This is a genomic window from Streptomyces sp. SAJ15, from assembly GCF_007595705.1.
Taxonomy (GTDB): Bacteria; Actinomycetota; Actinomycetes; order Streptomycetales; family Streptomycetaceae; genus Streptomyces.
In genome coordinates, this window is the sequence record NZ_NISY01000015.1 from 111,290 (window position 1) to 137,226 (window position 25,937).

Sequence of the window (25,937 nt, forward strand, 5' to 3'; positions counted from 1 at the left end):
TATCGGCGGAACACCGGGGGAGCTCAGAGGAAAAGCTCGGTGTAATGGCAGAACGAACGACGCCCCCGAAAAGAATCGCCCTGTGGGCGAGCTATGAGGAGATGTCGATCCGCCAGTCGTGACAGCGCATGATGTGCCCGGGGGGATACTCGAGCTCGCACCCGCCGAGCAGGGTGAAACCCGCCTTGAGACAGACGGCGTTGGAGGCGGCGTTCCCCACCGAGGGGAAGGCGTGCAGGTGCCGGTGGCGCCGCTCGGCGCGGGCGGCGGATATCACCGCCGCCGCGGCCGCCGCCGCGATGCCGCGGCCCTGGTGCCCCGGCAGCACGCTCCAGCCCGTCTCGTACACCGTCTCCCCGCGCCAGCTCCGTTCCCAGAAGCCCAGGCAGCCCACCGCCGTCCCCTCCGGCCGGAGCGTGACCCGGTACATCCGGCCCGTCCCGGTCCCGGGCAGCGCCAGATAGCGCGCATGCCGCTCGACGAGCTTCTCCTCGCTCTCCGGGCCGCCCAGATGCACCATCGCCGCGGGCGCGTTCAGCGCCCGCAGCAGGTCCAGGTCCCCCTCCGCCCAGGGCTCGATCCGCACCCGCGACGTGTCCGTGTGGTCAGCCATGCGGCCCACGGTACGAGGGAGGTCTGACAGCGGACGCGTTCGCGCCGGCCGCGGCCGCCCCGTCGAGGAGGGCGGCCGCGGCCGGCGTTCGCGCGAGGCCGTGACCGGAATCGAACCGGCGTCACCAGCTTTGCAGGCTGGCCCCTCAACCACTCGGGCACACGGCCGGGGTGTGGCGTCGCGGTCTCGACGATAGGAGCGGGGCCGAGGGCGGTTCAACGGTTCGGGCCGCCCCGACACAGGACCGCAACAGCTCGTTCATGCGCCGTCACGGCCGGGTGAGGAAGTCCTCCACGACGGGCCGGAACAGCTCCGGTGCGTCGACCCAGGGGTAGTGGCCGACCTGGTGCAGCGTGCGGACGCGGGCGTGCGGGAAGGAGGCGGCGACGAGTTCGCCGGCGCGCGTCCCGGTGACGGCGTCGCGGTCGCCGGTGACGACCAGGACCGGACAGGTCACCTCGCGCAGTCCGACGAGCAGGGCGCGGCGGGTGGGCTCGTCGACGCCCTGCCAGAAGCCGGCGCGGGGCACCGGGCCCAACTGGGCGCCCTCGGCGGCGGCGTGGGCGCGCTGGGGCTCCTCCCAGCGGCCGTAGGCCATGGGGGCCGCGCGGAACAGCAGGGCGCGGATCTCGCCCGTGTCATGGGCCTCGGTCAGCTGCTGGGCGGCGATGTAGGCGTCGGGCCACCACGGCTCGTCGGCACGGGACTCGAAGATCTCTCGGGCGTCGCCGGGGAGTTCGCCCTGGAGCCGGGAGCCGGGGCAGACCAGCACCAGATGGGTGAGTCGACCCGGGTGGGCGGCGGCGTACGCCTGGGCGACGGCGGCCCCCGCGTCGTGGGCGAGCAGGGCGAAGCGCTCCAGGCCCAGGGCGTCGCGGAGCGATTCGAGGTCCTCGGCCAGCCGGGGGAAGGCGTAGGCGGCGGGGCGGGAGGCGGGCGGGGAGGCGCCGGTGCCCCGGCTGTCGGGGATGACCAGGTCGCGGGCGGTGTCCATGCCGCCGAGGTCGCCCAGGTAGGCGGCGTCCCGGCCGGGGCCGCCGGCCAGGCACACCAGCGGCGGTCGGGCGCGCCGCGGCGTGCCGTCGCCGCGCGCGGGCAGAAGGGTGTAGGACAGCTCGGCGCCGTCGTAGGAGGTGTAGGTGTAGTGCGGCATTGGTTCAGCTTGCCTGTTCTTCGCCCGATCTATTCCTGATCGATGGCCGATGGGGTCCGGTGGGCGGATTCCTGGGGCGGCTGAGGCTCCTGTTCTCAAAGCGGCACATGGAGGACGGGTTCCCTACCCCAACTTCTGCTTATCATTCAGGGGTGTTCGATTCCCGGCACATCAAGACCTTCCACGAAGTGGTGCGGGCCGGCTCCTACTCGGCGGCCGCCCGCTCCCTCGGCTATACGCAGCCGGCGATCACCCAGCAGATGAAGGCGTTGGAACGCGCGGTGGGCACCCCGCTGTTCACCCGCGTCGGGCGGCGGATGCGGCTGACCGAGGCGGGGGAGGCGCTGGCCCGGCACGCGGGCACCATCCTGGACTCGCTCTCCGCCGCCCAGCAGCAGATGAAGGCCATCACCCGACTGCGCGCCGGCCGGGTGCGGGTCTGCGCCTTCCCCAGCGCGAGCGCCACCCTCATCCCCGAGGCGCTGGCCCGGATCACCGCCGGCCACCCCGGGGTGCAGGTGGAGCTGCAGGAGTACGAGCCGCCGGAGTCGCTGGGGCGGTTGGTGCGCGGCGAGTGTGACATCACCCTGGCCTTCACCTACCCCGGCCTGCATGAGCAGGTCCCGGAGGAGGTGGCGGAGATCCGGCTGCTGGAGGACGAGCTCACGGTGCTGATGCCCACCGGCCATCCGCTCGCCCGGCGCCGCGCGGTCAAGCTCGCCGACCTGGCCGAGGAGCGCTGGATCGCCGGCTGTCTGCGCTGCCGCGCCAACTTCCTGCACGAGTGCGCCGAGCAGGGCTTCGCCCCGGACATCGCCTTCACCACGGACGACAACCTGGTGGTGCAGAGCCTGGTCGCGGAGGGCCTGGGGGTGGCGATGATGCCGGGGCTCGTGCTGTCCTTCCTGTGCCACCGCAAGGTCACCGGACGGGTCCTGGAGCCGGCCTCGCGCCGCCAGGTCTCCGCGTACGTCCTCCGCGAGCATCTGCGCATCCCCGCCACCGCGCTGGTGCTGGAGGAGCTCCAGGCGGTGGCGGCGCGCAGGGTCGGCTGCTGATCCTCCGGGCGCCCACCGGATCACCGGGGGTCGATCCATAAGCTGTCGTTGGGTTCTGGCTAAGAAACCGTCGTTGGACCTGATGGATCAGTCGGCAGCACGCTGCCCGTATGACCGCTCCGACCGACTTCCGGCCCGCCGTGACGACACCTCGACTCGACTCGCTCGTCCGCGAGGTGCGCGCCACCGTCGACCGCGGGCTGCCGCCCGACCTCACGGCCTACCTGGTCGGTGAGCGGCTCGCCCCGCACCTGGGCGCCCCCGACCTGCTCACCGCCGAGCAGCGCGAGGGCGACCCCGAGCGCTACCGCCAGCACGTGCTGCACGCCGAGCACGACGGGAGCTTCTCCATCGTCGCGCTGGTGTGGCTGCCGGGGCAGCGCACCTCCATCCACGACCACGTCTCCTGGTGCGTGACCGGCGTCCACGAGGGTCAGGAGAGCGAGCAGCGCTACCGCCTGGTCTCCGACGGCGCCAGCTCCCGGCTGATCGCCACCGAGCGGGTGGTCAACCCGCAGGGCGCGGTCTGCGGTTTCGCGCCGCCGGGCGATATCCACCGGGTGTGGAACGCCTGCGAGGGCACGGCGCTGTCCCTCCACATCTACGGCGCGGACATCTCCCGCCTGGGCTCCAGCGTGCGCCGCGTCTACCACCTCCCGACCGACGACCGGGACGCACGGTAATGGCGCTGCTCCGGGAGCGGCCCGGCGCGGCCGCACCCGCGGCGGCGGAGCGGCCCAGATCGCCGGGCAAGGTCCCGGGCCTGCTCTGCGCCGCGCTCGGCGTCGCCGCCGCCTGGGGGACGCACCGGCTGCTGCCGGGTGTGCCGATGCTCACCGCCGCCGTGGTGCTGGGCATCACCGCGGCCCATCTGCCGGGTGCGCGCGCGCTCGTCCGCGGCGCGGGGCGGCCCGGTCTCTCCTACGCCGGCAAGCGGCTGATGCGGCTCGGCGTGGTGCTGCTGGGGCTCAAGCTCAGCCTGGACGACGTGCTCGGGCTCGGCTGGGCGACGGTGGCCATGGTCTTCGGCGTGGTCGCGGCCACCTTCGGCGGCACCTGGTGGCTGGGCCGGCGGATGGGCCTGCCCGGCGACCAGCCGCTGTTGATCGCCACCGGCTACTCGATCTGCGGGGCCTCCGCGATCGGCGCGGTCAGCGAGGTGTCCGAGAGCGAGGAGCGGGACATCGCCACCTCGGTGGCGCTGGTGACGCTGTGCGGCACCCTCGCCATCGCCGTGCTGCCGCTGCTCCAGCACCCGCTGGGGCTGAGCGACGCCCAGTTCGGCCGCTGGGCCGGGGCGAGCGTGCACGACGTGGGGCAGGTCGTCGCCACCGCGCAGACCGCCGGCGGCGCCGCGCTGAGCGAGGCGGTCCTGGTGAAGCTGATGCGGGTGGCGCTGCTGGCCCCGCTGGTGGCGGCGGTGGCGGTGGCGGCGCGCAACCGCCGCGCGGCCTCGGCCGTCGAGGGCGCCCGGTCCACCCGGCGCCCGCCGCTGGTCCCGCTCTTCGTCCTCGGCTTCCTGGCCATGGTGGGTGTGCGCAGTACCGGCCTGCTCTCCACCACCGCCCTGGACCTGACGGGGACCGCCCAGGAACTGCTGCTCGCCGCCGCCCTGTTCGGCCTCGGCAGCGCGGTGCACCTGCCCTCGCTCACCCGTACCGGGGCGCGGGTGGCGGGGCTGGGGCTGTGCGCCTGGCTGGTGGTCGCGGGGGCGAGCTACGGCGGCGTGCTGCTCACCGCCTGAGCCGCCGCGGGGCGAGGCGGTCCACCGCGGCGGCGGGGTGCCCGGCCCCGCCCGTCTTCGCGCGCCGGTACTCGGCCGGCGGGTGCCCGCCCCGCCCTGCTTCCCGCGCGGCGTCGGCCCGGCCGGTGGACCCGGCCGGGCCGGCCGGGCTTACGGGTGCCAGATCTCCTTGATGGAGTCGATCTTGCCCTCGCCGTCCAGGTGGATGTCGTAGATGTTCCCGGAGCAGGAGTACGGCGCCTTCACGGCGCTGGGGTTGGTCATGCAGTCGGCGGCGTGCGACCACAGCTCGCCCGGGGGGACCACCTTGGTGGTGCCGGACCCGGTGGCCAGCTCCGCGTTCGTCTCCGGCGCGAACAGGTAGTAGTTGGCCTTGCCCTTGCCGTGGTAGATGAAGTCGTTCGGCGTGCACTCCGGCGCGGCGTCCTTGGCGGACAGCGAGCCCTTCGACGGGGGCACGGCGATCTCGACCATCTTGTGGCCGGCCGGCAGCGTCGGCGGCTCCCCGCAGTCGCCGGGGCCCTCTTCCTCGGTGCCCTTGCCCTGGCCCTCGTCGGCCTTCTGGTCCTTCTGGTCCTTCGCCGGCTGGGAGGCGGAGCCGCCGGTGGAACCGCCCGCGGTGTCGTCCTCCGGCCCACAGGCGGCCGCGCCGCCGAGCGCGGCGACGAGCACGAGACTGCTGATGAGGCGTCGAGTCGGCTTCATATCGGATCCCCCGTCAGGTGAGAAAAAAAATGGTGATCATGTGGTTCCGGGAGCCGGGTAATTTCAAGATCAATCACCTGGCCCGGCGGGAATCGTAAGGCATGTTCATGGCGACGTCGGCGTCGCTTCGATCATGGCGGCCATGTCGTAGCCGGTTCATGACACAGGCGGGACCGTCCGGACACCTAGGACCGAAGGACGATTCGATCTCCGCCCCGAGACAGGTGGCAGACCGGACGGCCCTTCCTACGCTGGCGCGATGACCACCCTCGACCCGCGCGGCGCCGACACCGCGTCCCCCTCGGCCACGGTGGACGGCGACACCGTGCTCAGCCGCCGCTACCGTGCCCTGACCCTCGGCATCATCTCCGTGGTCTCGCTCGTCGCCTTCGAGGCGAGCGCCGTCAACACCGCCATGCCGGTCGCGGCGCACGCCCTGGACGGGGTGGAGCTCTACGCCTACGCCTTCTCCGGCTACTTCACCGCGAGCCTCTTCGCGATGGTCCTGTCCGGCGAGTGGTGCGACCGGCGCGGCCCGCTGGTGCCGCTCTTCACCGGCATCGCGGGCTTCTGCGCCGGACTGCTGATCTCCGGCTCGGCGCAGCGGATGTGGATGTTCGTCGGCGGGCGCGCGGTCCAGGGCGTCGGCGGCGGACTGGTGATCGTCGCGCTGTACGTGGTGGTCGGCCGGGCCTATCCGGAGCGGCTGCGGCCCGCCGTGCTGGCCGCCTTCTCCGCCGCCTGGGTGCTGCCGGTCATCGTCGGCCCGCTGGCCGCGGGCACGGTCACCGAGCAGCTCGGCTGGCGCTGGGTCTTCCTCGCCATCCCGGTGCTGGTGCTGCTCCCGCTGTCCGTCATGCTCCCCGCCCTGCGGGCGCTCCCGACGGGCGACCTCACCCCGGCCATGGACCGCCGGCGGATCCTGCTCGCCCTGGGCGTCGCGGCCGGCGCCGGGCTGCTCCAGTACGCCGCCCAGGACCTCGGCTGGGTCTCGCTGGCGCCCGCCGTGGCCGGGCTCGCGCTGCTCGTCCCGTGCGTGCTGCGGCTGCTGCCGACCGGCACCTTCCGCGCGGCGCGCGGCCTGCCCTCCGTCATCCTGCTGCGCGGCATCGCGGCCGGCGCGTTCCTGGGCGCGGAGAGCTTCGTACCGCTGATGCTGGTCAGCGAGCGCGGGCTGTCGGCGACCCTGGCCGGACTCTCCCTCACCGGCGGCGGGCTGAGCTGGACGCTGGGCTCCTACACCCAGAGCCGGCCGCGGCTGGAACCCCACCGGGAGCGGCTGATGGGTCTCGGCATGCTGCTGATCGCCCTCGCGCTCGGGATGGCCCCGCTGGCCCTGCTGGAGCCCGTGCCGGTGTGGATCGTCGCCGTGGCCTGGGTGATCGGCGGATACGGCATGGGGCTCGCGGTCTCCAGCGCCAGCGTGCTGCTGCTGAAGCTGTCCCGCCCGGGCGAGGAGGGCGGCAACTCCGCCTCCCTCCAGGTCTCCGACGCCCTCGGCAACATCGTCCTGCTCGGTCTCGGCGGCGTGCTCTTCGTCTCCTTCGGCGGCGGCTCGGTGGCGGCCGAGGGCGGCCACGCCGGCGCGGCGGCGGCGACCGGCGGCTCGCATCCGGCCGCGTTCGTCGCCGTCTACGTGGCCATGGCGACGGTCGCGCTGGTCGGCGCCCTGGTCACCACCCGGCTGCGCCCCCAGGCGACCACGGGGCACGCGACGGCCGACGATGTGAGCTCAATCCCACCCGTGGGTGGCGCCCCGCGATAACCCCGAGGCGTGAACCGGGGCCCAGGTAGGCTGACGCGGTTGCCGATCCCGAGCCCCGACCAGCCCGACGGAGACCGTGACTACCACCGCCGCCTCAAGCCACAGCCATCACCTCTCACCGGCCTTCCCGGGCCGCGCCCCCTGGGGCACCGCGAACAAGCTGCGTGCCTGGCAGCAGGGGGCGATGGAGAAGTACATCCAGACCCAGCCGCGCGACTTCCTCGCGGTCGCCACCCCCGGCGCCGGCAAGACCACCTTCGCGCTCACCCTCGCCTCCTGGCTGCTGCACCACCACGTGGTGCAGCAGGTGACCGTGGTCGCGCCCACCGAGCACCTGAAGAAGCAGTGGGCCGAGGCGGCCGCTCGGGTGGGCATCAAGCTGGACCCGGAGTACAGCGCGGGCCCGTTGGGCCGCGAGTACCACGGCGTGGCCGTCACCTACGCCGGCGTCGGCGTCCGCCCCATGCTGCACCGCAACCGCTGCGAGCAGCGCAAGACGCTGGTCATCCTGGACGAGATCCACCACGCCGGCGACTCCAAGTCCTGGGGCGAGGCGTGCCTGGAGGCGTTCGACCCGGCCACCCGCCGGCTGGCGCTGACCGGCACCCCCTTCCGGTCCGACACCAACCCCATCCCCTTCGTCACCTACGAAGAGGGCAACGACGGCATCCGACGGTCCGCCGCCGACTACACCTACGGCTACGGCAACGCGCTCGGCGACGGCGTGGTCCGGCCGGTGATCTTCCTCAGCTACAGCGGCAACATGCGCTGGCGCACCAAGGCGGGCGACGAGATCGCGGCGCGGCTCGGCGAGCCGATGACCAAGGACGCCGTCTCCCAGGCGTGGCGCACCGCGCTGGACCCGCGCGGCGACTGGATGCCCAATGTGCTGCGCGCCGCCGACCAGCGGCTCACCGAGGTGCGCAAGGCGATCCCGGACGCCGGCGCGCTGGTCATCGCCACCGACCAGGAGTCGGCGCGCGCGTACGCCAAGCTGATCCGCGAGATCACCGGACAGGGCGCCACCCTCGTGCTCTCCGACGACTCCGGCGCCTCGCAGCGCATCGAGGACTTCAGCCACAACGACGACCGCTGGATGGTCGCCGTCCGCATGGTGTCCGAGGGCGTCGACGTGCCCCGGCTGGCGGTCGGCGTCTACGCCACCACGATCTCCACCCCGCTCTTCTTCGCCCAGGCCGTCGGCCGCTTCGTGCGCTCCCGCCGGCGCGGCGAGACCGCCTCGGTCTTCCTGCCCACCATCCCCATGCTGCTCGGCTTCGCCAACGAGATGGAGGTCGAGCGCGACCACGTCCTGGACAAGCCGAAGAAGGACGGCGAGGAGGAGGACATCTACGCCGAGGAGGAGAAGCTCCTCCAGGAGGCCGAGCGGCAGCAGGACGAGGACACCGGCGAGCAGGACATGCTGCCCTTCGAGGCGCTGGAGTCCGACGCCGTGTTCGACCGGGTGCTCTTCGACGGCGCCGAGTTCGGCATGCAGGCCCACCCCGGCAGCGAGGAGGAGCAGGACTACCTCGGCATCCCCGGCCTGCTCGAACCCGACCAGGTGCAGCTGCTGCTCCAGAAGCGGCAGGCCCGGCAGATCGCGCACAGCCGTCGGAAGCCCGACAGCGAGGCAGACCTCATCGAACTCCCCGCCGACCGGCGCCCCGTGGTCACCCACAAGGAGCTCCTGGAGCTCCGCAAGGAGCTCAACTCGCTGGTCGGCGCCTATGTCCACCAGAGCGGTAAGCCGCACGGCGTCATCCACACCGAGCTGCGCCGGGTCTGCGGCGGCCCGCCCAGCGCGGAGGCCACGGCGGGCCAGATCCGGGAACGGATCAAGAAGGTGCGGGAGTGGGCGACGCGCATGCGGTGACGCTGGGCGCTGTGCCGTTCTCGATGTGAGCCGCCTGCTCGCGGAGCCACCGGGGGTGCGGTGGGTTCGGCACCGCCGGGCTCCGGCGTCGTGGTTGTTCGCCGTCGCGGCGGGATGGGGGAGGTCGATCCCCGGGGCGCGGGGGCGCGGGGTGCTCCGGTGGTGCGGTGGGTTGGGCACCGCCGGGGTCCGGCGTCGCGATGGTTCGCCGTCGCGGCGGGATGGGCCTGGCTGCGGCGGGGGGCGGAGCCCCAGTCGCGGCGGGGCAGGGGCCGTCAAGGGGTTTCAGGTGGATTCATCAAGCTGCCATGGAACCGCTCCCGGCGACCGGCTGTATCACCACATCATCGGATAAAACGTCACGCAATACGGTCGCCGTTGTGGCCTCCCTTGCTCGGATTCTGGACGGACTCTTCCGCTAAGCGGACCGGCTCGCTACCGTTCCGCGCAACGCACACGCCCCGTGGCAGCGCCGCCGCGGAGCGCAGCCGGTGCGTGGGACACACGACCGGCGGCTCTTCTGCGCGCCGTCGCCGGGACCGAGGGCGCATCCGCAGGGAGAGGGTCGCCACTCACACCGAGGAGGGGCGTCGTGACCGCGGAGACCTCTCAGACACTCGACCGGGGACTGCGCGTCCTCAAACTGCTCGCCGACACGGACCACGGGCTGACCGTCACCGAGCTCTCGACGAAGCTCGGCGTCAACCGCACCGTGGTCTACCGGCTGCTGGCCACCCTGGAACAACACGCACTCGTACGCCGGGACATCGGCGGGCGGGCGCGCGTCGGACTCGGGGTGCTCCAGCTGGGACGCCAGGTCCACCCCCTGGTACGGGAGGCGGCGCTGCCCGCGTTGCGGGCGCTCGCCGAGGACATCGGCGCCACCGCCCACCTCACGCTCGTCGACGGCAGCGAGGCGCTGGCCGTCGCCGTGGTGGAGCCCACCTGGACCGACTACCACGTGGCCTACCGGGCCGGCTTCCGGCACCCGCTGGACCGCGGGGCCGCCGGGCGGGCGATCCTCGCGGCCCGTAACGCCGTCCGGGAGGGGCAGTCCTACGATCCGGGATACGCCCTCACCCACGGCGAGCTGGAGGCCGGCGCCAGCGGCGCGGCCGCCCCGCTGCTCGGCATCACCGGCATCGAGGGCAGCGTGGGTGTGGTCATGCTCACCGACGCGGTGCCGGAGCGGGTCGGCCCGCGCGTCGTGGACGCGGCCCGGGAGGTGGCGGAGGCGCTGAGTTGACGGTGCCCCATCGCCGGCGCGGGCGATCGGGGCCGTCGCCCGGCCGCTTCCGCCCCGAGCGGCAGGGGTGCGCGGACCGGGTCGGGCGCTCGGTGATCCCAGAAGTGAACTAGGGTCACTTCATGCCCGCCGTGCCCGCACTCTCCCGCCGCGCCTGGACCCTGGTGATCTGCGCCACGACCGTCGTCGCCCTGCTCGTGGCCGCCGCGTTCGCACCGCTGCCCTTCGCGATCGCCTACCCCGGCAGCACCGTGAACGTCCTCGGCTCCGACAAGGGCAAGCCGGTGATCTCCATCTCCGGCGCGGAGACCCGCAAGAGCAGCGGTCAGCTGCGGATGACCACGATCGTGGCGACCGGCCCGGGCACCAGCGTCCGGCTGGACGACCTGGTCGACAGCTGGTTCGACACCGACCGTGCGGTGATGCCGCACGACTCGGTCTACCCGGTCGGCGACACCACCGAGGAGATCGAGCGCCACAACGCCAAGGAGATGAAGAAGTCGCAGGACACGGCGGTCCGTGCGGCGCTGCGCTACCTCCACCGGTCCGATGAGGACATCGACGTCACGCTCCGCCTGGCGGACGTCGGCGGGCCCAGCGCCGGGCTGCTGTTCACCCTCGGGATCATCGAGAAGCTGGACGGCGACGGCCGTGGCGGCGATCTCACCGGCGGTCGGACGATCGCCGGCACCGGCACCATCGAGGCCGACGGCACGGTCGGCGCGGTGGGCGGGGTGCCGCTGAAGACGCAGGCGGCGAAGCGGGACGGCGCGACGGTCTTCCTGGTGCCCAAGGAGGAGTGCTCCGACGCGGAGGCCGAGCTGCCCGAGGGGCTGCGGCTGATCCCGGTGACCGAACTGAAGGACGCGGTCTCCTCGCTGCGCGCGCTCTCCTCCGGCCAGAAGGTGCCGAGCTGCTGATCGGCCCGTTCAGCCGGTCCTGCCGAAATCCTCCACTTCAGTCCTCCGCGGCCTGCTTCACCAGCGGGATGATCCGCAGGGGGACCGCGTTCTCCATCACGATCGCCGTGGAGGCGCGCACGATGCCCTCGAAGCCCACCACCCGGTCGATCACCCGCTGGAGATCCGCGTTCGAACGGGCGACCAGACGGCAGAGCATGTCCCCGTGTCCGGTGGTGGTGTGCAGCTCCAGTACCTCGGGGACGGTGGCCAGGTGGGCCCGCACATCGGTGCCCTGGCCCTGTTTGATCTCCAGCGTGGCGAACGCGGTGACCGGGTAGCCGAGCGCCGCCGGGTCCACCTGGGGACCGAATCCGCGGATCACCCCATTGGCCTGAAGCCGGTCCAGTCGGGCCTGGGCGGTGCCCCGCGCCACGCCGAGCCGACGGGATGCCTCCAGCACACCGATCCGGGGTTCGTCGGCGAGCAGCTCGATCAGACGTGCGTCCAGACGGTCGATTCCCACGATGCCTCCTGTGCCGGCTGTGGCCGTAGTCACTATGTACACAATGCCGCGGCTTACTCGACAGTGGCTATACAAACTGCTCAGCGATTCAACAAACTATTGCGCACTCTGAGCCGCGGGGAGAGTCTGCGGTTATGACTGAGACACTGGATCACACCCCCGACACCGCGCGGCAGGCCGATCCGTTCCCGGTGAAGGGGATGGACGCGGTCGTCTTCGCCGTCGGCAACGCCAAGCAGGCCGCGCACTACTACGCCACCGCCTTCGGCATGAAGCTGGTCGCCTATTCGGGACCCGAGAACGGCAGCCGCGAGACCGCCAGTTACGTGCTCGTCTCGGGCGCCGCCCGCTTCGTGCTCACCTCCGTCATCAAGCCCACCACCGACTGGGGCCGCTTCCTGGCCGCCCATGTCGCCGAGCACGGTGACGGCGTCATCGACCTGGCCATCGAGGTCCCGGACGCACGGGCCGCCTACGCCTACGCGGTCGAGCACGGCGCCACCGGCCTGGAGGAGCCGTACGAGACCAAGGACGAGCACGGCACCATCGTCCGCGCGGTCATCGCCACCTACGGCCAGACCCGCCACACCCTCGTCGAGCGCTCCGGCTACGAGGGCGTCTACCTGCCCGGCTTCGTCCCCGCCGACCCCATCGTCGAGCCCCCGGCCAAGCGCACCTTCCAGGCCATCGACCACTGCGTGGGCAACGTCGAGCTCGGCAAGATGAACGAGTGGGTGACCTTCTACAACAAGGTCATGGGCTTCACCAACATGAAGGAGTTCGTCGGCGACGACATCGCCACCGAGTACAGCGCGCTGATGTCGAAGGTCGTGGCCGACGGCACGCGCAAGGTGAAGTTCCCGCTGAACGAGCCCGCCATCGCCAAGAAGAAGTCCCAGATCGACGAGTACCTGGAGTTCTACGGCGGCCCCGGCGTCCAGCACATCGCCCTCGCCACCAACGACATCGTCGCCACGGTGCGCGCCATGCGGGCCGCGGGTGTGCAGTTCCTGGACACCCCCGACTCCTACTACGACACCCTCGGCGAGTGGGTCGGCGAGACGCGGGTGCCCATCGAGACCCTCCGCGAGCTGAAGATCCTCGCCGACCGCGACGAGGACGGCTACCTGCTCCAGATCTTCACCAAGCCGGTCCAGGACCGCCCGACGGTCTTCTTCGAGATGATCGAGCGGCACGGCTCCATGGGCTTCGGCAAGGGCAACTTCAAGGCGCTGTTCGAGGCCATCGAGCGCGAGCAGGCCCTTCGCGGCAACCTCTGACAACCGCTCCGCCGCGACGGTCGCCACCGTCGCGGCGGTCCGGCATCGCTACCCCGTACCCCCGCACCCCGCACCAACACCCACCCCGCGGCAGCCCCCGCGTGTCGGCGATCTACCCCCGCCCCCCGCGCGGTGCGAGGCTGGAGCCATGACCGACCTCATCGAGCGGCTGCGTTCGGGACTTCCGGCGGAGGCCGTGCTGACCGACCCCGACGTCACGGACTCCTACGCGCGGGACATGGCGAGCTTCTGCGAGGCGGGCGCGCCGGCAGTGGTCGTGCTGCCGCGCACCGTGGAGCAGGTGCGGCACGTCATGCGCACCGCCACCGAGCTCCGCGTCCCCGTCGTGCCGCAGGGCGCCCGCACCGGCCTCTCGGGGGCGGCCAACGCCTCGGACGGCTGCGTCGTGCTCTCCCTGGTCAAGATGGACCGCATCCTGGAGATCAACGCCGTCGACCGGATCGCGATCGTCGAGCCGGGCGTCGTCAACGCGGCCCTCTCCCGCGCCGCCGCCGAACACGGCCTCTGCTACCCGCCGGACCCCTCCAGTTGGGAACAGTGCACGATCGGCGGCAACATCGGCACCGCCTCCGGCGGCCTGTGCTGCGTGAAGTACGGCGTCACCGCCGAGTACGTACTGGGGCTCGACGTCGTCCTGGCCGACGGCCGGCTCCTCTCCACCGGCCGCCGCACAGCCAAGGGCGTGGCGGGCTACGACCTGACCCGACTGTTCGTGGGCTCGGAGGGCAGCCTCGGCGTGGTCGTACGGGCCATCCTGGCGCTCAAGCCCACGCCGCCGCCGCGGCTGGTGCTGGCCGCGGAGTTCCCCTCCACCGCCGCCGCCTGTGACGCCATCTGCCGGATCATGGAGCGCGGGCACGTGCCGTCGCTGCTGGAGCTGATGGACCGTACGAGCGTACGGGCCGTCAACGAGCTGGCGGGCATGGGCCTGCCGGAGACCACCGAGGCGCTGCTGATGTGCGCCTTCGACACCCCGGACCCGACCCCCGAGCTGGCGGCCGTCGGGGAGCTGTGCCGGACGGCCGGGGCCACCGAGGTGGTGCCGGCGGAGGACGCCGCCGAGTCCGAGCTGTTGCTTCAGGCGCGCCGGATGACCCTGACCGCGCTGGAGGCGATCAAGGGCGTCACGATGATCGACGACGTCTGCGTGCCCCGCTCCAAGCTCGCGGCGATGATCGACGGCACGGCCGAGATCGCCCGTAGGTACGACCTGACCATCGGCGTCGTCGCGCACGCCGGGGACGGCAACACCCACCCCACCGTGTGCTTCGACGCCTCCGACCCGGAGGAGTCGCGGCGTGCCCGGGAGTCCTTCGACGAGATCATGGCGCTGGGCCTGGAGCTGGGCGGCACCATCACCGGCGAACACGGCGTGGGAGTGCTGAAGAAGGAGTGGCTGGCCCGCGAACTGGGCCCGGTGGGTATGGAGTTGCATCGCTCCATCAAGCAGGTCTTCGACCCGCTGGGCATCCTCAACCCGGGCAAGGTCTTCTGACAGGGGATCACGCACGACAGGAGACGGCGGGAGACGGCTCACGGAGTGCGCCTCACCCGGCGCCTCACTCACGCAACGAGGCGACGTCGACCACGAACCGGTAGCGCACATCGCTGGCGACGACCCGTTCGTACGCGTCGTTGATCTGCTCCGCGGGGATGACCTCGACGTCCGCGGCCAGCCTGTGCCGGGCGCAGAAGTCGAGCATCTCCTGCGTCTGCCGGATGCCGCCGATGTTGGAGCCGGCCAGGCTGCGCCGCTTCATGACGAGGGAGCTGAGGAACAGCGCGGACCGGGTCTCGGGCAGCCCGACGTTGACCATCGCCCCGTCCACCCGCAACAGCCCGAGATAGGCGTCGAGATCGAGGTCGGCGGAGACGGTGTTGAGGATCAGGTCGAAGGCGTCGGCGAGGTCGGTGAAGACGGCCGGGTCGGCGGTGGCGTGGAAGTGGTCGGCGCCCAGCCGAAGCCCGTCGTCCTTCTTCCGCGGCGACTGGCTGAGCACGGTGACCTCGGCGCCCCGGGCGTGCCCGATCTTGACGGCCATGTGGCCGAGGCCGCCCAGTCCGACGACGGCGACCTTGCTGCCGGGGCCCGTCTCCCAGCGGGCGAGCGGCGCGTACGTGGTGATGCCGGCGCACATCAGCGGCGCGGCCTCGTCGAGGGAGAGCCCGTCGGGGACGCGTAGCACGTAGTTCTCGTCGACGACGATGTGCGTGCTGTAGCCGCCGTAGGTGGGTTCGTCGGTGCGCGGGTCGCGGGCGTTGTAGGTCCACACCGCGCCTTCGCGGCAGAACTGCTCCTCGCCGGCGCGGCAGTACTCGCACCTCCGGCAGGAGTCGACGAAGCAGCCCACCCCGACGCGGTCACCGACGGAGTGACGGGTCACGCCGGGGCCCACCGCCGTGACGACGCCGGCGATCTCATGGCCCGGCACCATCGGGAAGACGCCCTCCGCCCACCCCTCGTGGACCTGGTGGATGTCGGTGTGACAGATGCCGGTGAACGCGATCTCGATCACGACGTCGTACTCGCCCGGCGCCCGGCGTTCGATGGTGGTGCGCTCCAGCGGGGCCTTGGGGGAGGGGGCGGCGTAGGCGGTGACGGCGGTGCTCATCTCGGTCTCCTGAGTGAGGTCGGAAACCCCCTGCCCTCCAGTCTGTGCCGCGAGCCCGGCGGCTGCGCCCCGGCCGCGGCGGGCGGTCCGAGACCTGGGGGAGTAGGCCGAAAGCCCGATGCGGCGGCGGCCGCGCGGGGCGTAGCGTCAGGAGTACGGAAGGCCGACGCCTCTTACAGTGTCGGCGTCGACGCACTGGCACGGACGCACCGGCACCGGCCACGGCGCACAGCCAGACAAGACCCAGCAGACAAGACCCAGCACACAAGACCCTGACACAAGACCCAGCACACAGGCCCTCGGGAGGCACCCCGTGACCGCCAAGCTCGATCACACGATCATGCACAGCAGCGACCAGTTCGTCTCCGCGCGCTTCCTCACCGAGCTGCTCGGCGCGCCCGAGCCCCGTCGCATGGGCCCGTTCGCCGCGGTCGACCTGGACGGCGGGCTGACCGTCGACTACGCGGACTTCATCGTGGCCCCCGAGCGGATCGTCCCGCAGCATCTGGCGCTGCTCGTCTCGGAGGAGGAGTTCGACGGCGTGTACGCGCGCGTGCGCGACCGGGACCTGCCCTACTGGGCCGGTCCCGGCCACACGGAGCCGCGGTCCATCGACCGCCGGAACGGCGGTCGCCGGCTCTACGTGGACGACCCCGACGGCCACGCCATCGAGTTCCTCACCGTCTCCGACGGCTGAGGCGCCGTCCAGCGCCCGGTTCGGCGGGGTCAGCAACCCCATGCGAGCAGCTCGCGCAGCGCGTCGTCCATGCCGAGCTGCTCGCCCTCACTCCCCGGCGGGACCACCCGCAGGGTGCGCTCCAGCCAGGAAGAGACGGTCACCGCGTTGCCCTCCAACAGCGCCAGACCGTCCGGCGAGCTGAGCGCCAGACAGACCACGGCACGGCCGTCCACCCGGGTCGGCCAGATCTGCACGTCCCCCTCGCCGCAGGGGCGGAAGACCCCCTCCACCAGCAGCTCGCGCGCGAAGGTCCAGTGCACCGGCGACTCGGAGCCGATGTGGAAGGCGATGTGCACGGCGTACGGGTCGTCAGACCGGTAGACCAGCCGGGTCGGGACCGGGACGCTGCGCTCCGGCGACAGCACCATCATCATCTCGAGCTCTCGCTCCACCACGGTGTTCATGTAGGGCGTCCCCTTCTCGTAGGTGTTCGCTTCACCGGGTGGGAGCGCCCTCCGTTCGTCTCATTACGCGACTTCGCGCGATTCACGGAAACTTTTTCGCGCGCGTTCGCGACGGGTACGCGAAGCGAACGCGACTCGCACGTGCGAGTGGTGCGGTCTTTCGGTCGGGCCCGGTCCGCATGCACGTCTGATAGACCTGGAGCGCACCTCGCGGGCAGACTGCATACGCCCCACCCGCAGCACAGCAGACACGGGACATCGGAGATCATGAGCGCCCCTACCTCAGGTTCCGCGGACGGCAGCTCCATCGCGGGCTTCTATCCGGATCCCTCCATCCCCGGCTACATCCGGTACTGGAACGGTGCCGCCTGGGTGCCGGGCACCAGCCGCCCGGCCCCGGCCGAGGGTGAGGCCATGCCCGCCGCGCCGCCGGGCGTCACCACCGCCCAGCCGGCGCCGGTGACCCACGAGCCGATCGGCGGCGCCACACAGATGACCGGCACGGTGCCGGACGAGACCGGGCCGATGTTCCTCGACCAGCCGTCCGTCGCCGCGGACACGACCGGGGCGGGCGCGTTGCCCGAGCTTCGGCCGCGGGGAGAGATGGGCGTCCGGGACGCGGCTGGGGGAGCTGCGGCCGGCGGAGCGCTGGGACACGAGGGAGGCGCCGCGCCGCGCGACATGCGGGCCGTACCGCCGCAGCCGGCGGCCTGGGGCGCCCCGCAGGGACCGCTCGGCGCCCGCCCCGAGCCCGCGTCCGCCTGGCAGGCCGACGTCTCCCGACAGACCGGCTTCGGCGGCGACCAGGACCGCCGGGTCTCCTGGGGCGCCGCCCCCGGCTCCCCCGGCGGTTCCGCCACCCCGGCCGCCGACCCACGGCTGGCCCCGGCCCCGGCGCCGGCCCCGGCCGCCGGGGCCCGCACCCCCTCGGGGGAGGGTGAGGGCGCGCCCGACCGGGCACTGCCGGCCGCCCGCCAGAGCCCCGCGCTGCCCCCGACGGGCGCGGTGCCCGCCCAAGGCTCCGGGCCCGCCTCCGAGAGCGGAGCCGCCCGTGGTGAGGGCACGCTGACCTTCCGCCGCTCGGGCACCGCGGCGACCGACGGGCCCCAGGGCGGCGGCGCGTCGGCGGGCGTTCCCCGCGACCGGGGGACCGTGACCATCCGCGCCACCCAGCGCGGCACCGCGCGGCAGGACGCCGCCACTCCCGCCGCCCAGGCGGGCCCGCCCGCGCCCGCCGCCTCCGGCGCGCCCGCCGCCCCGGCGGCCCCGGCCGCGTCCGCCGGCGCCATGCAGACCTCCGCCCCAGCCGGCGCCCCGGCCGCCACCCCGGCCGGCGCCCAGGCCAGCGCCTCGCCCGCCGCCACCGCGGCCGCCGCTCCCGCCGGGGCCCCGCCCGCGTCGACGCCGGGCGCGCAGCCGCCCGCCGGGGCCGCGTCCCAGGCTCAGGGCGGCCCGGCTCAGCAGGGATGGGTGCACCAGGTGCACCAGCTTGCACAGCAGGGCGCGCCGGCGGCGCCCGCGCCCGCCGCCGGGGGCGGCCCGGGGGTGCCGGAGGGCGTGATCCCGTGGAAGCCGCCGGTCGAGGACCCGTTCCGGCAGGCCGCGCAGGCGCAGGGCCGGCCCGCCGGGCTCGGCCGCCGGCTGCTGGCCCGGCTGATCGACACGCTCGTGCTGCTCGGCGCGGTCGCGGCCGCCGCCGTCCCGCTGTGGGGCAAGGCCATGGACCACATCGACGAGAAGGTGGAGGAGGCCAAGCAGACCGGCGAGACCGTCACCGTCTACCTGCTCGACGGCACCACCGGCGGCTACCTCGCCATCGTGGTGGCCGTGCTGCTGGTGGTCGGGCTGGTCTACGAGGCCCTGCCCACCGCCAAGTGGGGGCGCACCCTCGGCAAGAAGCTGTGCGGGCTGCGCGTCCTGGACATCGAGCAGCACGACACCCCCGGCTTCGGCGCCGCGCTGCGCCGCTGGCTGGTCTACGGGGTGCTGGGGCTGCTCGTCATCGGTGTGCTGAACGTGCTGTGGTGCCTGTTCGACCGACCCTGGCGGCAGTGCTGGCACGACAAGGCCGCCCGGACCTTCGTGGCCTCCCACGACTGACCGGCGGCCGCGCCGGAACCCCGCCGGGCTCCCGCCGGGACCTCGGGGCACCCCGCCGGAGGCCGTCCGGCGGGGGCGGCGTAGCCCGAACGGCGCGTGCCGGATGCGGTGCGGCGGGCGCCGGGTTCGACTCGGGCCATGAGTACCCAGCCGCCCGGCGACGAGCCGTCCGACCGCGAGCCGCCCCGCCCCGAGCCGCCCGGCGAGGGGTCGCCCGACCGGGACCCGTTCCGTAAGCGGCCCCCGTCCGAGGCCGGCGGCGAGCCCCCGTCCGAGCCGGGCGCCGAGCCGCCGTCGGGGCCTTCCGCCGCACCCCCGCCCCCTTGGGGCGGCGGCACCCAACCCCCGTCCCCGCCGCCTTCGGGTGGCGGGGACGAGCCCCCGTCACCGCCCCCGCCGCCGGGCGCCGGAGGGGGCGGGCCGCGGGGGCCCGGCCCGTCCTGGCCGGGTGGCGCCGGGCCGGGTGAGCAGGGCCCGTACGGCGGCGGTCCTTACGGCGGTGGCCCGTCCGGCGGCGGCCCGTACGGCGCTCCGCCGCCCGGCGGTCCGTACGGCGACCGGTACGGCGCCGACCCGCTGGCCGGGATGCCGCCGCTGGGCAGCCTTCCGCGCCGACTCTGCGCGCGGATCATCGACGCGCTGCTCGTGGGGATCCCGCTCGCCCTGGTCGTGGCGTTCGTGCGGGGCGGCTACGACCCCTACGACCCCACGGACTCCACGACGATGGCGGTCGCCGGCTCCGTCGTCTACTTCGTCTACGAGGGGCTGATGCTCTCGCACAGCGGGCAGACCGTCGGCAAGAAGCTGATGAGGATCCGGGTGGCGATGCTGAGCGACGGGGCGATCCCGCGGGGGCAGGCGGGCTGGCTGCGGGCCGCCGTGTACTCCCTGCCGGAGCTGGTGCCGTACTGCGGCTTCGTCTTCTGGCTGGTCAACGTGTTGTGGTGCACCTGGGACCGGCCGTACCGGCAGTGTCTGCACGACAAGGCGGCGACGACGGTCGTGGTCTCCACCGTTCCCGCCCCGGCACCCGCACCCTGACCTGTCGCCGACCGCGCGCCGGCTGGTGTAATCGGGGGCATGAGCATCCACCAGCCGCCCTCCCCGTACGCCCCACCCGTCTTCCCGGTGGGGATGCCGCCGCTGGCCACCACCGGCCAGCGCTTCCTGGCCCGGCTGATCGACACGGTGGTGCTGGGCGTGGTGTGGACACTGATGCTCAGCGCCACGGGCGCGCTGGAGTACACGCTGGAGAACCCCGGCGAGTACGACCTGCCCAAGGTGCTGGTCTCGGTGGTGCTGACCTTCAGCCTCTACTTCGCGTACGAGGGCGCGATGCTGGCCCGCAGCGGTCAGACGCTGGGCAAGAAGGCGCTGCGCATCCGGGTGGCGATGCTCGCGGACGGGAACATCCCCGGCCGCCACGGCTGGACCCGGGCCGCGGTCTACGCGCTGCCGGGGATCCTGTACCCGCTGCTGGTCGGCACCGTGTTCTGGGTGGTCAACTCGGTGTGGCAGCTGCGGGACCGGCCGTACCGACAGTGCCTGCACGACAAGGCGGCGAAGACGGTCGTCGTATCGGCCTGGTGAACGGAGCGGTCGGGGTCAGCCGCGCAGGGAGTGCTGGCGCGGCTCGGCCGGGGCCGACGGGCGGCCGGTGGCGACGGTGCGGCTGGGCCGGTGGTAGGCGCGCGGCATCGGCACGGTCAGCGCGATGAGAAGTCCCAGCGCGAGCGATGCCAGAGCGATCAGGGCGATGCCCAGACCGGACCGTGTCTCGGACAACAGCAGCATGGCAAGGGTCGATAAAACGACGGTGGCCGAACCATAGGCGAGCTGTGCAGGAGTCGGACGCGGCATGGCGAGACCGTCCTCAAGGCATCGATATTCACGGGGAGAGAGTCGCGACGGCGCGCACCCGCACCATGACTCTACGGTCCTGCATGCCCTGACGGAACGCTTGGTAAGCGTGACCTAACCCACGGCCCCGTCGCACGGGGAGCGCGCGGGGTCACTGCGCACGCCAACCGGCCCTGTCAGTGCGCCCGTTGGCGTCCGCCTTCCGGCCATCCGGGGGTGCTGGGCATACTGGCTCCATCTGTTCATGTCAAGGTCTGTCTTTTCAGTTTTCACTCCGGTCAAATACCGACACATATTTGACTGGGGAGGGCCAGACAAGTGAACAGGCAACGGAGGGCCGCAAGATCGGCCGCCATAGCCACCGTGGTCGCCGCATTGGGGGCGGCGACCCTGACCACCGGCCTCGCGCAGGCCGACGAGCGCCCGTCCGCGTCGCGGATCGAGCGCCATGACCCGGCGGCCCCCGGACAGGACGTGGACCACGACCTGGCGGGGCCGTTCAGCAAGGAGCGCGAGGCGCTCCGCGAGGCCGCGCTGCGGCAGGTGATATCCGGCGACAAGGAGCCCGTCAGGCGCGGCGCCTCACAGGTCGTCAAGCTCGGCAAGGGGAAGTACGTCGAGCTCGCCCGGGAGAAGACCGACAAGATCTTCACCATCCTGGCCGAGTTCGGCGACAAGGTCGACGACACCACCGTGTACGACCCCGACGGCCCGGACGGGCCGGAGCCGCCGGTGAAGAAGTACGGCGGCGAGCCGGGCCCGGCGCACAACACCATCGAGCAGCCGGACCGCACCAAGGACAACAGCACCGCCTGGCAGAAGGACTACAGCCGGCAGCACTTCCAGGACCTGTACTTCTCCAAGGGGAAGGGCAAGGAGTCCCTCAAGAAGTACTACGAGAAGCAGTCCTCGGGCCGCTACTCCGTCGAGGGCACGGTCTCGGACTGGGTCAAGGTGCAGTGGAACGAGGCCCGTTACGGCTCCAACTACTGCGGCGACACCAACTGCCACAACGCCTGGGACCTGGTGCGCGACGCCGTCAACCAGTGGGTGGCGGACCAGAAGGCGGCCGGCCGTACCGACGCCCAGATCAAGGGGGATCTGGCGCGGTACGACCTGTGGGACCGCAACGACTTCGACGGCGACGGCAACTTCAACGAGCCCGACGGCTACATCGATCACTTCCAGATCGTGCACGCCGGCGAGGACGAGTCCGCGGGCGGCGGCAAGCAGGGGAAGACCGCCATCTGGGCGCACCGCTGGTACGCCTACGGCTCCGACGCCGGCAAGACCGGGCCGGGCGCCAACAAGGCCGGCGGCACGGAGATCGGCGACACCGGCATCTGGGTCGGCGACTACACCATGCAGCCGGAGAACGGCGGCCTCGGGGTCTTCGCGCACGAGTACGGCCACGACCTGGGCCTGCCGGACGAGTACGACACCACCGGCAAGGGCGAGTCCTCGGTGGCGTACTGGTCGCTGATGTCCTCGGGCTCCTGGCTGGGCCGGGGCAAGGACTCCATCGGCGACCTGCCCGGCGACATGAACGCCTGGGACAAGCTCCAACTGGGCTGGCTGGACTACGACACCGCCAAGGCCGGCACGAAGTCCCGGCACACGCTGGGTGTGGCCGAGTACAACACCAAGCGCAAGCAGGCGCTGGTGGTCGAGCTGCCCGCCAAGCCCGTGACCACCGAGATCGTCAAGCCCGCCGAGGGCGAGACGCAGTGGTGGGGCGGCCAGGGCGACGACCTGAAGAACACCCTCACCCGCACCGTCGACCTGACGGGCAGGTCCAAGGCGTCCCTGGACCTCAAGGGCTGGTGGGACATCGAGGCCAACTACGACTACCTCTACACCGAGGTGTCCACCGACAACGGCGCCAGCTGGACCCCGATCGACGGCACCGTGGACGGCAAGGCCATCCCGCGCGACGGCGGTGACAAGCCGGCGCTGACCGGCGTCTCCGGCGCGTACAAGTCCCTCTCCTACCCGCTGGACGCCTACGCGGGTCAGAAGATCGGCCTGCGCTTCCGCTACCAGACCGACGGCGGCACCTCGGGCAAGGGCTTCACCGCCGACGCCCTGACGCTGACCGCGGACGGCGCGCCGCTGTTCACCGACGGCGCCGAGGGAGACGACAACGGCTGGGCGGTGAAGGGCTTCTCGCGCGTCGGCGCCTCCTTCACCAAGGACTACCCGCAGTACTACATCGCCGAGAACCGCCAGTACGTGTCGTACGACAAGACCCTCAAGGTCGGTCCGTACAACTTCGGTTGGGCCGACACCAAGCCGCGGTGGGTGGAGCACTACCCGTACCAGCGCGGCCTGTTGATCTGGCAGTGGGACACCTCGCAGCGGGACAACAACGTCGGTCTGCATCCGGGTCGCGGTCTGATCCTGCCGGTCGACGCGCACGCCACCCCGGAGAAGTGGGCGGACGGCACGCTGATGAAGAACCGCTTCCAGGCGTACGACTCGCCCTTCAGCCGGTACCGCGCCGGCGGCTACACCGTCCACAAGAAGGGCGTCCCGACAGTGATCAAGTCCAAGCCGGGCGTCCCCGTCTTCGACGATCACCAGGGCGTCTACTGGTACGACAGCAACCCGACCGGTGGTGTCCGGGTTACTGACACCAACACCCAGATCAAGATCCTCAAGCAGCCGCGACATGGCTCCTGGATCACCCTCCAGGTGGGTCCGTCCACCAGGTAAACAGCGTCATTGCAGGTCAAAGCGGTAACGGCCGTCGCCCACTAGCGGGCGGCGGCCGTTCGCGTTATAGATGCTCCTACGACCTTGTTATTGACACGACGTCTCACGGGGGAGATGAAGGCATGGCCGACGGAGGTTTCACCCGCCTCCCGGGCGGCAGCGTGGTCGTCGCGCTGTCGCTGCCACGCCCGCAGGTAGCGGGCGTGTCGGCGGGCTCCCGAGTCCGGATCCTGGTCCACGCCGCCAACCGCCAGCGCGCCCTGACCAGGCTGCGCAATCTGGGGCTGCGCGCCGTGTACCTGCGCGGGAACACCGAACCGCCGACACCCGACGAGGTGACCGCGGTGCTGCACCACCCCGACGGGCTGGTCTGGCGCGCGGCCCCCGAGGACGTCAGCGAGCTGTGGCACCCCATCCGGGCCCTGCTCCGGCCCCCGGCCACGACCCCGGCCTGCGGCGGCTGAGAGGGCCGCCGCCCCGCGGTCTCAGCCCACCACCGGCTTGCCGGACAGCTCGACGCCGGCCGCCCGGAGGTCCTCCAGGGCCCGCTCGGTGGTCTCCTCCGCCACGCCGGCGGTCAGGTCCAGCAGCACCTGGGTGGTGAAGCCCTCACGCCGGGCGTCCAGCGCGGTGGCGCGGACGCAGTGGTCGGTGGCGATGCCGACCACGTCGACCTCGGTCACCTCGCGCGCCCGCAGCCAGTCGGCGAGCGGGGTGCCGTTCTCGTCGGCGCCCTCGAAGCCGCTGTAGGCGGCCGTGTAGGCGCCCTTGTCGAAGACGGCCTCGATGGCGCCGGAGGCGATGGCGGGCGCGAAGTTGGGGTGGAAGCCGCTGCCCTCGGTGCCGGCCACGCAGTGCGCCGGCCAGCTGTGCACATAGTCGGGCTGGTCGGAGAAGTGGTCGCCGGGGGCGATGTGGTGGTCGCGGGTGGCCACGATGTGCCGGTAACCGGGAGTGGTCGCCCCGATCAGGTCGGTGATGGCGGCGGCGACGTCGGCGCCGCCGGCCACCGCGAGGCTGCCGCCCTCACAGAAGTCGTTCTGCACGTCGACGACGATCAGAGCGCGATGCATGACGCCTGCCTTCCGACTGCGGGCGGACAGGACCGGGGCGCGGCGCGGCCCGTGACGGACGTGTCCGCGGCGGGTGTAACTGAGGGTATACATTCCCGGGGGGATCCGGGAGTGGGCAGAGGGGACATGAGGCTCACCATCGCCGGGCCCGCCTCACAGGTACTCGGTGGGCAGCACCGGCTCGCCCCGGGAGAGCTGGGTCGCCGACATCGGCAGCCCGGCCCGCGCCGCGATGTGCCGGTCCCGGGCCGCGTCCAGGGGCTCACGGCCGACGATCTTCCCGCCCCGCACCAGCTCCACCAGCAGCTGCCGGTCCACGAGCTCGTCCGGGACCGGGCCGGAGCCGATCACCTCCGCCTCGGCCACGCCGTCCGCGTCCAGTCGCCGCGCGGCCCACTTGCGGCCGCCGACGGAGGTCTTGCCGCCCAGGGACTTCTTGGCCACCGGCTCCAGGGGCATGTCCGGCCCGCCGCCGCCGGCCCGCGCGACCAGCTTGTAGACCATGGCGCAGGTGGGGTGGCCGCTGCCGGTGACCAGCTGGGTGCCGACCCCGTACGCGTTGACCGGCGCGGCCGCCAGCGAGGCGATCGCGTACTCGTCCAGATCGCTGGTGACCACGATCTTGGTCTTCTCGGCGCCGAGGTCGTCCAGCTGCTGGCGCACCCGGTGCGCGAGCAGCAGCAGGTCCCCGGAGTCGATGCGCACCGCGCCCAGGTCGGGCCCGGCGAGGTCGACGGCGGTGCGGACCGCCTCGGCGACGTCGTAGGTGTCGACCAGCAGCGTGGTGCCCTTGCCCAGCGAGGCGACCTGCGCGGTGAAGGCGTCCCGCTCGCTGTCGTGCAGCAGGGTGAAGGCGTGGGCGCTGGTGCCCACCGTCGGGATGTTGTAGCGGAAGCCGGCGGCGAGGTCGGAGGTGGAGGCGAAGCCGCCCACGTAGGCGGCGCGCGCGGCGGCCACCGCGGCCAGCTCGTGGGTGCGCCGGGCGCCCATCTCGATCAGCGGCCGGTCGCCGGCGGCGACGGCCATCCGGGACGCGGCGGCGGCCACCGCCGAGTCGTGGTTGAGGATGGACAGGACCACCGTCTCCAGCAGCACCGCCTCGGCGAAGGTGCCCTCCACGCGCAGCACGGGGGAGCCGGGGAAGTAGACCTCGCCCTCGGGGTAGCCCCAGATGTCGCCGCGGAAGCGGTAGTCGGCCAGCCAGGCGAGGGTGGGTTCGTCGACGATCCGCTGTGCGGCGAGGAAGTCCAGGACGCCGCTGTCGAAGCGGAAGTTCTCCACGGCGTCCAGCACCCGGCCGGTGCCGCCGACGACGCCGTAGCGCCGGCCCTCGGGGAGGCGGCGGGTGAAGACCTCGAAGACGGAGGGCCGGTCGGCGGTGCCGGCCCGCAGCGCGGCCTGCAGCATCGTCAGTTCGTACCGGTCGGTGAAGAGCGCCGTCGAGGGCACGGTCACCGGCAGCCCCAGGTCCGCAGTGTTCATGGTCGTTGATGTTACTCCCAATCTCGTCAAAGTGACGAGATTGGATCGCCTTCTGTCGCACGGGCG

24 protein-coding genes and 1 tRNA gene are annotated in these 25,937 nt (G+C 72.5%); 15 read left to right on the forward strand and 10 right to left on the reverse strand.

Features of this window, described 5'->3' with window-relative positions; translation table 11 throughout:
- Window positions 1-91: 91 nt before the first annotated feature.
- From CD790_RS28920 to CD790_RS28930, 3 genes are all read right to left on the reverse strand, one after another.
- Window positions 92-613, reverse strand: a complete 522-nt coding sequence (locus CD790_RS28920; RefSeq protein ID WP_144386318.1) for a GNAT family N-acetyltransferase — start codon at window positions 611-613, stop codon at window positions 92-94.
- 95 nt (window positions 614-708) lie between these two features.
- Window positions 709-780, reverse strand: a tRNA-Cys gene (locus CD790_RS28925).
- A 101-nt stretch (window positions 781-881) separates the two neighbouring features.
- On the reverse strand, window positions 882-1,766 hold the full coding sequence (locus CD790_RS28930) for an alpha/beta fold hydrolase (RefSeq protein ID WP_144386319.1): 885 nt from the start codon (window positions 1,764-1,766) through the stop codon (window positions 882-884).
- Between the two features lie 152 nt (window positions 1,767-1,918).
- On the opposite strand from CD790_RS28930, the gene CD790_RS28935 reads away from it, so the two are divergent.
- The 3 genes from CD790_RS28935 to CD790_RS28945 all read left to right on the forward strand — a co-directional run bounded on the left by CD790_RS28935 (window position 1,919) and on the right by CD790_RS28945 (window position 4,568).
- On the forward strand, window positions 1,919-2,824 hold the full coding sequence (locus tag CD790_RS28935; protein ID WP_144386320.1) for a LysR family transcriptional regulator: 906 nt from the start codon (window positions 1,919-1,921) through the stop codon (window positions 2,822-2,824).
- A 110-nt stretch (window positions 2,825-2,934) separates the two neighbouring features.
- The gene (locus CD790_RS28940) at window positions 2,935-3,507 is read left to right on the forward strand and encodes a cysteine dioxygenase family protein (protein WP_144386321.1); all 573 of its coding nucleotides are present in this window, start codon (window positions 2,935-2,937) and stop codon (window positions 3,505-3,507) included.
- Window positions 3,507-4,568, forward strand: a complete 1,062-nt coding sequence (locus CD790_RS28945) for a YeiH family protein (protein WP_144386322.1) — start codon at window positions 3,507-3,509, stop codon at window positions 4,566-4,568. Before CD790_RS28940 ends, CD790_RS28945 begins: the two co-directional genes overlap by 1 nt.
- 150 nt (window positions 4,569-4,718) lie before the next feature.
- Here the strand turns inward: CD790_RS28945 and CD790_RS28950 are convergent, their stop codons facing one another.
- A complete protein-coding gene (locus tag CD790_RS28950) occupies window positions 4,719-5,273 on the reverse strand; it encodes a hypothetical protein (RefSeq protein WP_144386323.1) in 555 nt (184 codons plus the stop codon).
- Between the two features lie 259 nt (window positions 5,274-5,532).
- On the opposite strand from CD790_RS28950, the gene CD790_RS28955 reads away from it, so the two are divergent.
- The 4 genes from CD790_RS28955 (at window position 5,533) to CD790_RS28970 (ending at window position 11,080) form a co-directional block, all read left to right on the forward strand.
- Window positions 5,533-7,038: an MFS transporter gene (locus CD790_RS28955; RefSeq protein ID WP_144386324.1), complete on the forward strand. Its 1,506-nt coding sequence runs from the start codon at window positions 5,533-5,535 to the stop codon at window positions 7,036-7,038.
- Window positions 7,039-7,114: 76 nt separating this feature from the next.
- Entirely contained in the window at window positions 7,115-8,914 is a 1,800-nt protein-coding gene (locus CD790_RS28960; RefSeq protein WP_144386325.1) for a DEAD/DEAH box helicase, read from the forward strand.
- A 592-nt stretch (window positions 8,915-9,506) separates the two neighbouring features.
- Window positions 9,507-10,160, forward strand: coding sequence for an IclR family transcriptional regulator (locus CD790_RS28965; RefSeq protein ID WP_144386326.1), 654 nt, complete (start codon window positions 9,507-9,509; stop codon window positions 10,158-10,160).
- Window positions 10,161-10,282: 122 nt separating this feature from the next.
- Window positions 10,283-11,080 (forward strand): S16 family serine protease, encoded by a 798-nt coding sequence (locus CD790_RS28970; RefSeq protein WP_144386327.1) that lies wholly within the window; start codon window positions 10,283-10,285, stop codon window positions 11,078-11,080.
- Between the two features lie 37 nt (window positions 11,081-11,117).
- Here CD790_RS28970 and CD790_RS28975 read toward each other — a convergent pair whose 3' ends face one another.
- Complete coding sequence (locus CD790_RS28975) at window positions 11,118-11,585, reverse strand: Lrp/AsnC family transcriptional regulator (protein WP_144386328.1); 468 nt, start codon at window positions 11,583-11,585, stop codon at window positions 11,118-11,120.
- A 134-nt stretch (window positions 11,586-11,719) separates the two neighbouring features.
- Here CD790_RS28975 and hppD point away from each other — a divergent pair, with 134 nt between their 5' ends.
- The gene (hppD, locus tag CD790_RS28980; RefSeq protein ID WP_144386329.1) at window positions 11,720-12,865 is read left to right on the forward strand and encodes a 4-hydroxyphenylpyruvate dioxygenase; all 1,146 of its coding nucleotides are present in this window, start codon (window positions 11,720-11,722) and stop codon (window positions 12,863-12,865) included.
- A 148-nt stretch (window positions 12,866-13,013) separates the two neighbouring features.
- Window positions 13,014-14,381 carry an FAD-binding oxidoreductase gene (locus CD790_RS28985; RefSeq protein WP_144386330.1) on the forward strand — a complete coding sequence of 456 codons (1,368 nt, stop codon included), beginning with the start codon at window positions 13,014-13,016 and terminating at the stop codon, window positions 14,379-14,381.
- 64 nt (window positions 14,382-14,445) lie between these two features.
- Here the strand turns inward: CD790_RS28985 and CD790_RS28990 are convergent, their stop codons facing one another.
- Window positions 14,446-15,498 carry an NAD(P)-dependent alcohol dehydrogenase gene (locus tag CD790_RS28990; protein ID WP_144386331.1) on the reverse strand — a complete coding sequence of 351 codons (1,053 nt, stop codon included), beginning with the start codon at window positions 15,496-15,498 and terminating at the stop codon, window positions 14,446-14,448.
- Between the two features lie 313 nt (window positions 15,499-15,811).
- Here CD790_RS28990 and CD790_RS28995 point away from each other — a divergent pair, with 313 nt between their 5' ends.
- Window positions 15,812-16,195 carry a VOC family protein gene (locus CD790_RS28995; protein ID WP_144386332.1) on the forward strand — a complete coding sequence of 128 codons (384 nt, stop codon included), beginning with the start codon at window positions 15,812-15,814 and terminating at the stop codon, window positions 16,193-16,195.
- A gap of 29 nt (window positions 16,196-16,224) precedes the next feature.
- On the opposite strand, the gene CD790_RS29000 is transcribed toward CD790_RS28995, so the two are convergent.
- Complete coding sequence (locus CD790_RS29000; RefSeq protein ID WP_144386333.1) at window positions 16,225-16,641, reverse strand: SsgA family sporulation/cell division regulator; 417 nt, start codon at window positions 16,639-16,641, stop codon at window positions 16,225-16,227.
- A gap of 267 nt (window positions 16,642-16,908) precedes the next feature.
- Between CD790_RS29000 and CD790_RS29005 the strand changes: the two genes are divergently transcribed.
- The 3 genes from CD790_RS29005 to CD790_RS29015 all read left to right on the forward strand — a co-directional run bounded on the left by CD790_RS29005 (window position 16,909) and on the right by CD790_RS29015 (window position 20,331).
- Window positions 16,909-18,741, forward strand: a complete 1,833-nt coding sequence (locus CD790_RS29005) for an RDD family protein (RefSeq protein ID WP_144386334.1) — start codon at window positions 16,909-16,911, stop codon at window positions 18,739-18,741.
- A 138-nt stretch (window positions 18,742-18,879) separates the two neighbouring features.
- Entirely contained in the window at window positions 18,880-19,782 is a 903-nt protein-coding gene (locus tag CD790_RS29010; RefSeq protein ID WP_144386335.1) for an RDD family protein, read from the forward strand.
- 39 nt (window positions 19,783-19,821) lie between these two features.
- Complete coding sequence (locus CD790_RS29015; RefSeq protein WP_260867966.1) at window positions 19,822-20,331, forward strand: RDD family protein; 510 nt, start codon at window positions 19,822-19,824, stop codon at window positions 20,329-20,331.
- A 15-nt stretch (window positions 20,332-20,346) separates the two neighbouring features.
- Here CD790_RS29015 and CD790_RS29020 read toward each other — a convergent pair whose 3' ends face one another.
- Window positions 20,347-20,535, reverse strand: a complete 189-nt coding sequence (locus CD790_RS29020; RefSeq protein ID WP_399218402.1) for a hypothetical protein — start codon at window positions 20,533-20,535, stop codon at window positions 20,347-20,349.
- Between the two features lie 384 nt (window positions 20,536-20,919).
- Here CD790_RS29020 and CD790_RS29025 point away from each other — a divergent pair, with 384 nt between their 5' ends.
- Both CD790_RS29025 and CD790_RS29030 read left to right on the forward strand, forming a co-directional pair.
- Entirely contained in the window at window positions 20,920-23,316 is a 2,397-nt protein-coding gene (locus CD790_RS29025; protein WP_144386337.1) for an immune inhibitor A domain-containing protein, read from the forward strand.
- 122 nt (window positions 23,317-23,438) lie between these two features.
- On the forward strand, window positions 23,439-23,780 hold the full coding sequence (locus CD790_RS29030; RefSeq protein ID WP_144386338.1) for a hypothetical protein: 342 nt from the start codon (window positions 23,439-23,441) through the stop codon (window positions 23,778-23,780).
- A gap of 21 nt (window positions 23,781-23,801) precedes the next feature.
- On the opposite strand, the gene CD790_RS29035 is transcribed toward CD790_RS29030, so the two are convergent.
- Both CD790_RS29035 and CD790_RS29040 read right to left on the reverse strand, forming a co-directional pair.
- The gene (locus CD790_RS29035; protein ID WP_144386339.1) at window positions 23,802-24,389 is read right to left on the reverse strand and encodes an isochorismatase family protein; all 588 of its coding nucleotides are present in this window, start codon (window positions 24,387-24,389) and stop codon (window positions 23,802-23,804) included.
- 153 nt (window positions 24,390-24,542) lie between these two features.
- Window positions 24,543-25,871 carry a nicotinate phosphoribosyltransferase gene (locus CD790_RS29040; RefSeq protein ID WP_144386340.1) on the reverse strand — a complete coding sequence of 443 codons (1,329 nt, stop codon included), beginning with the start codon at window positions 25,869-25,871 and terminating at the stop codon, window positions 24,543-24,545.
- Window positions 25,872-25,937 lie beyond the last annotated feature (66 nt).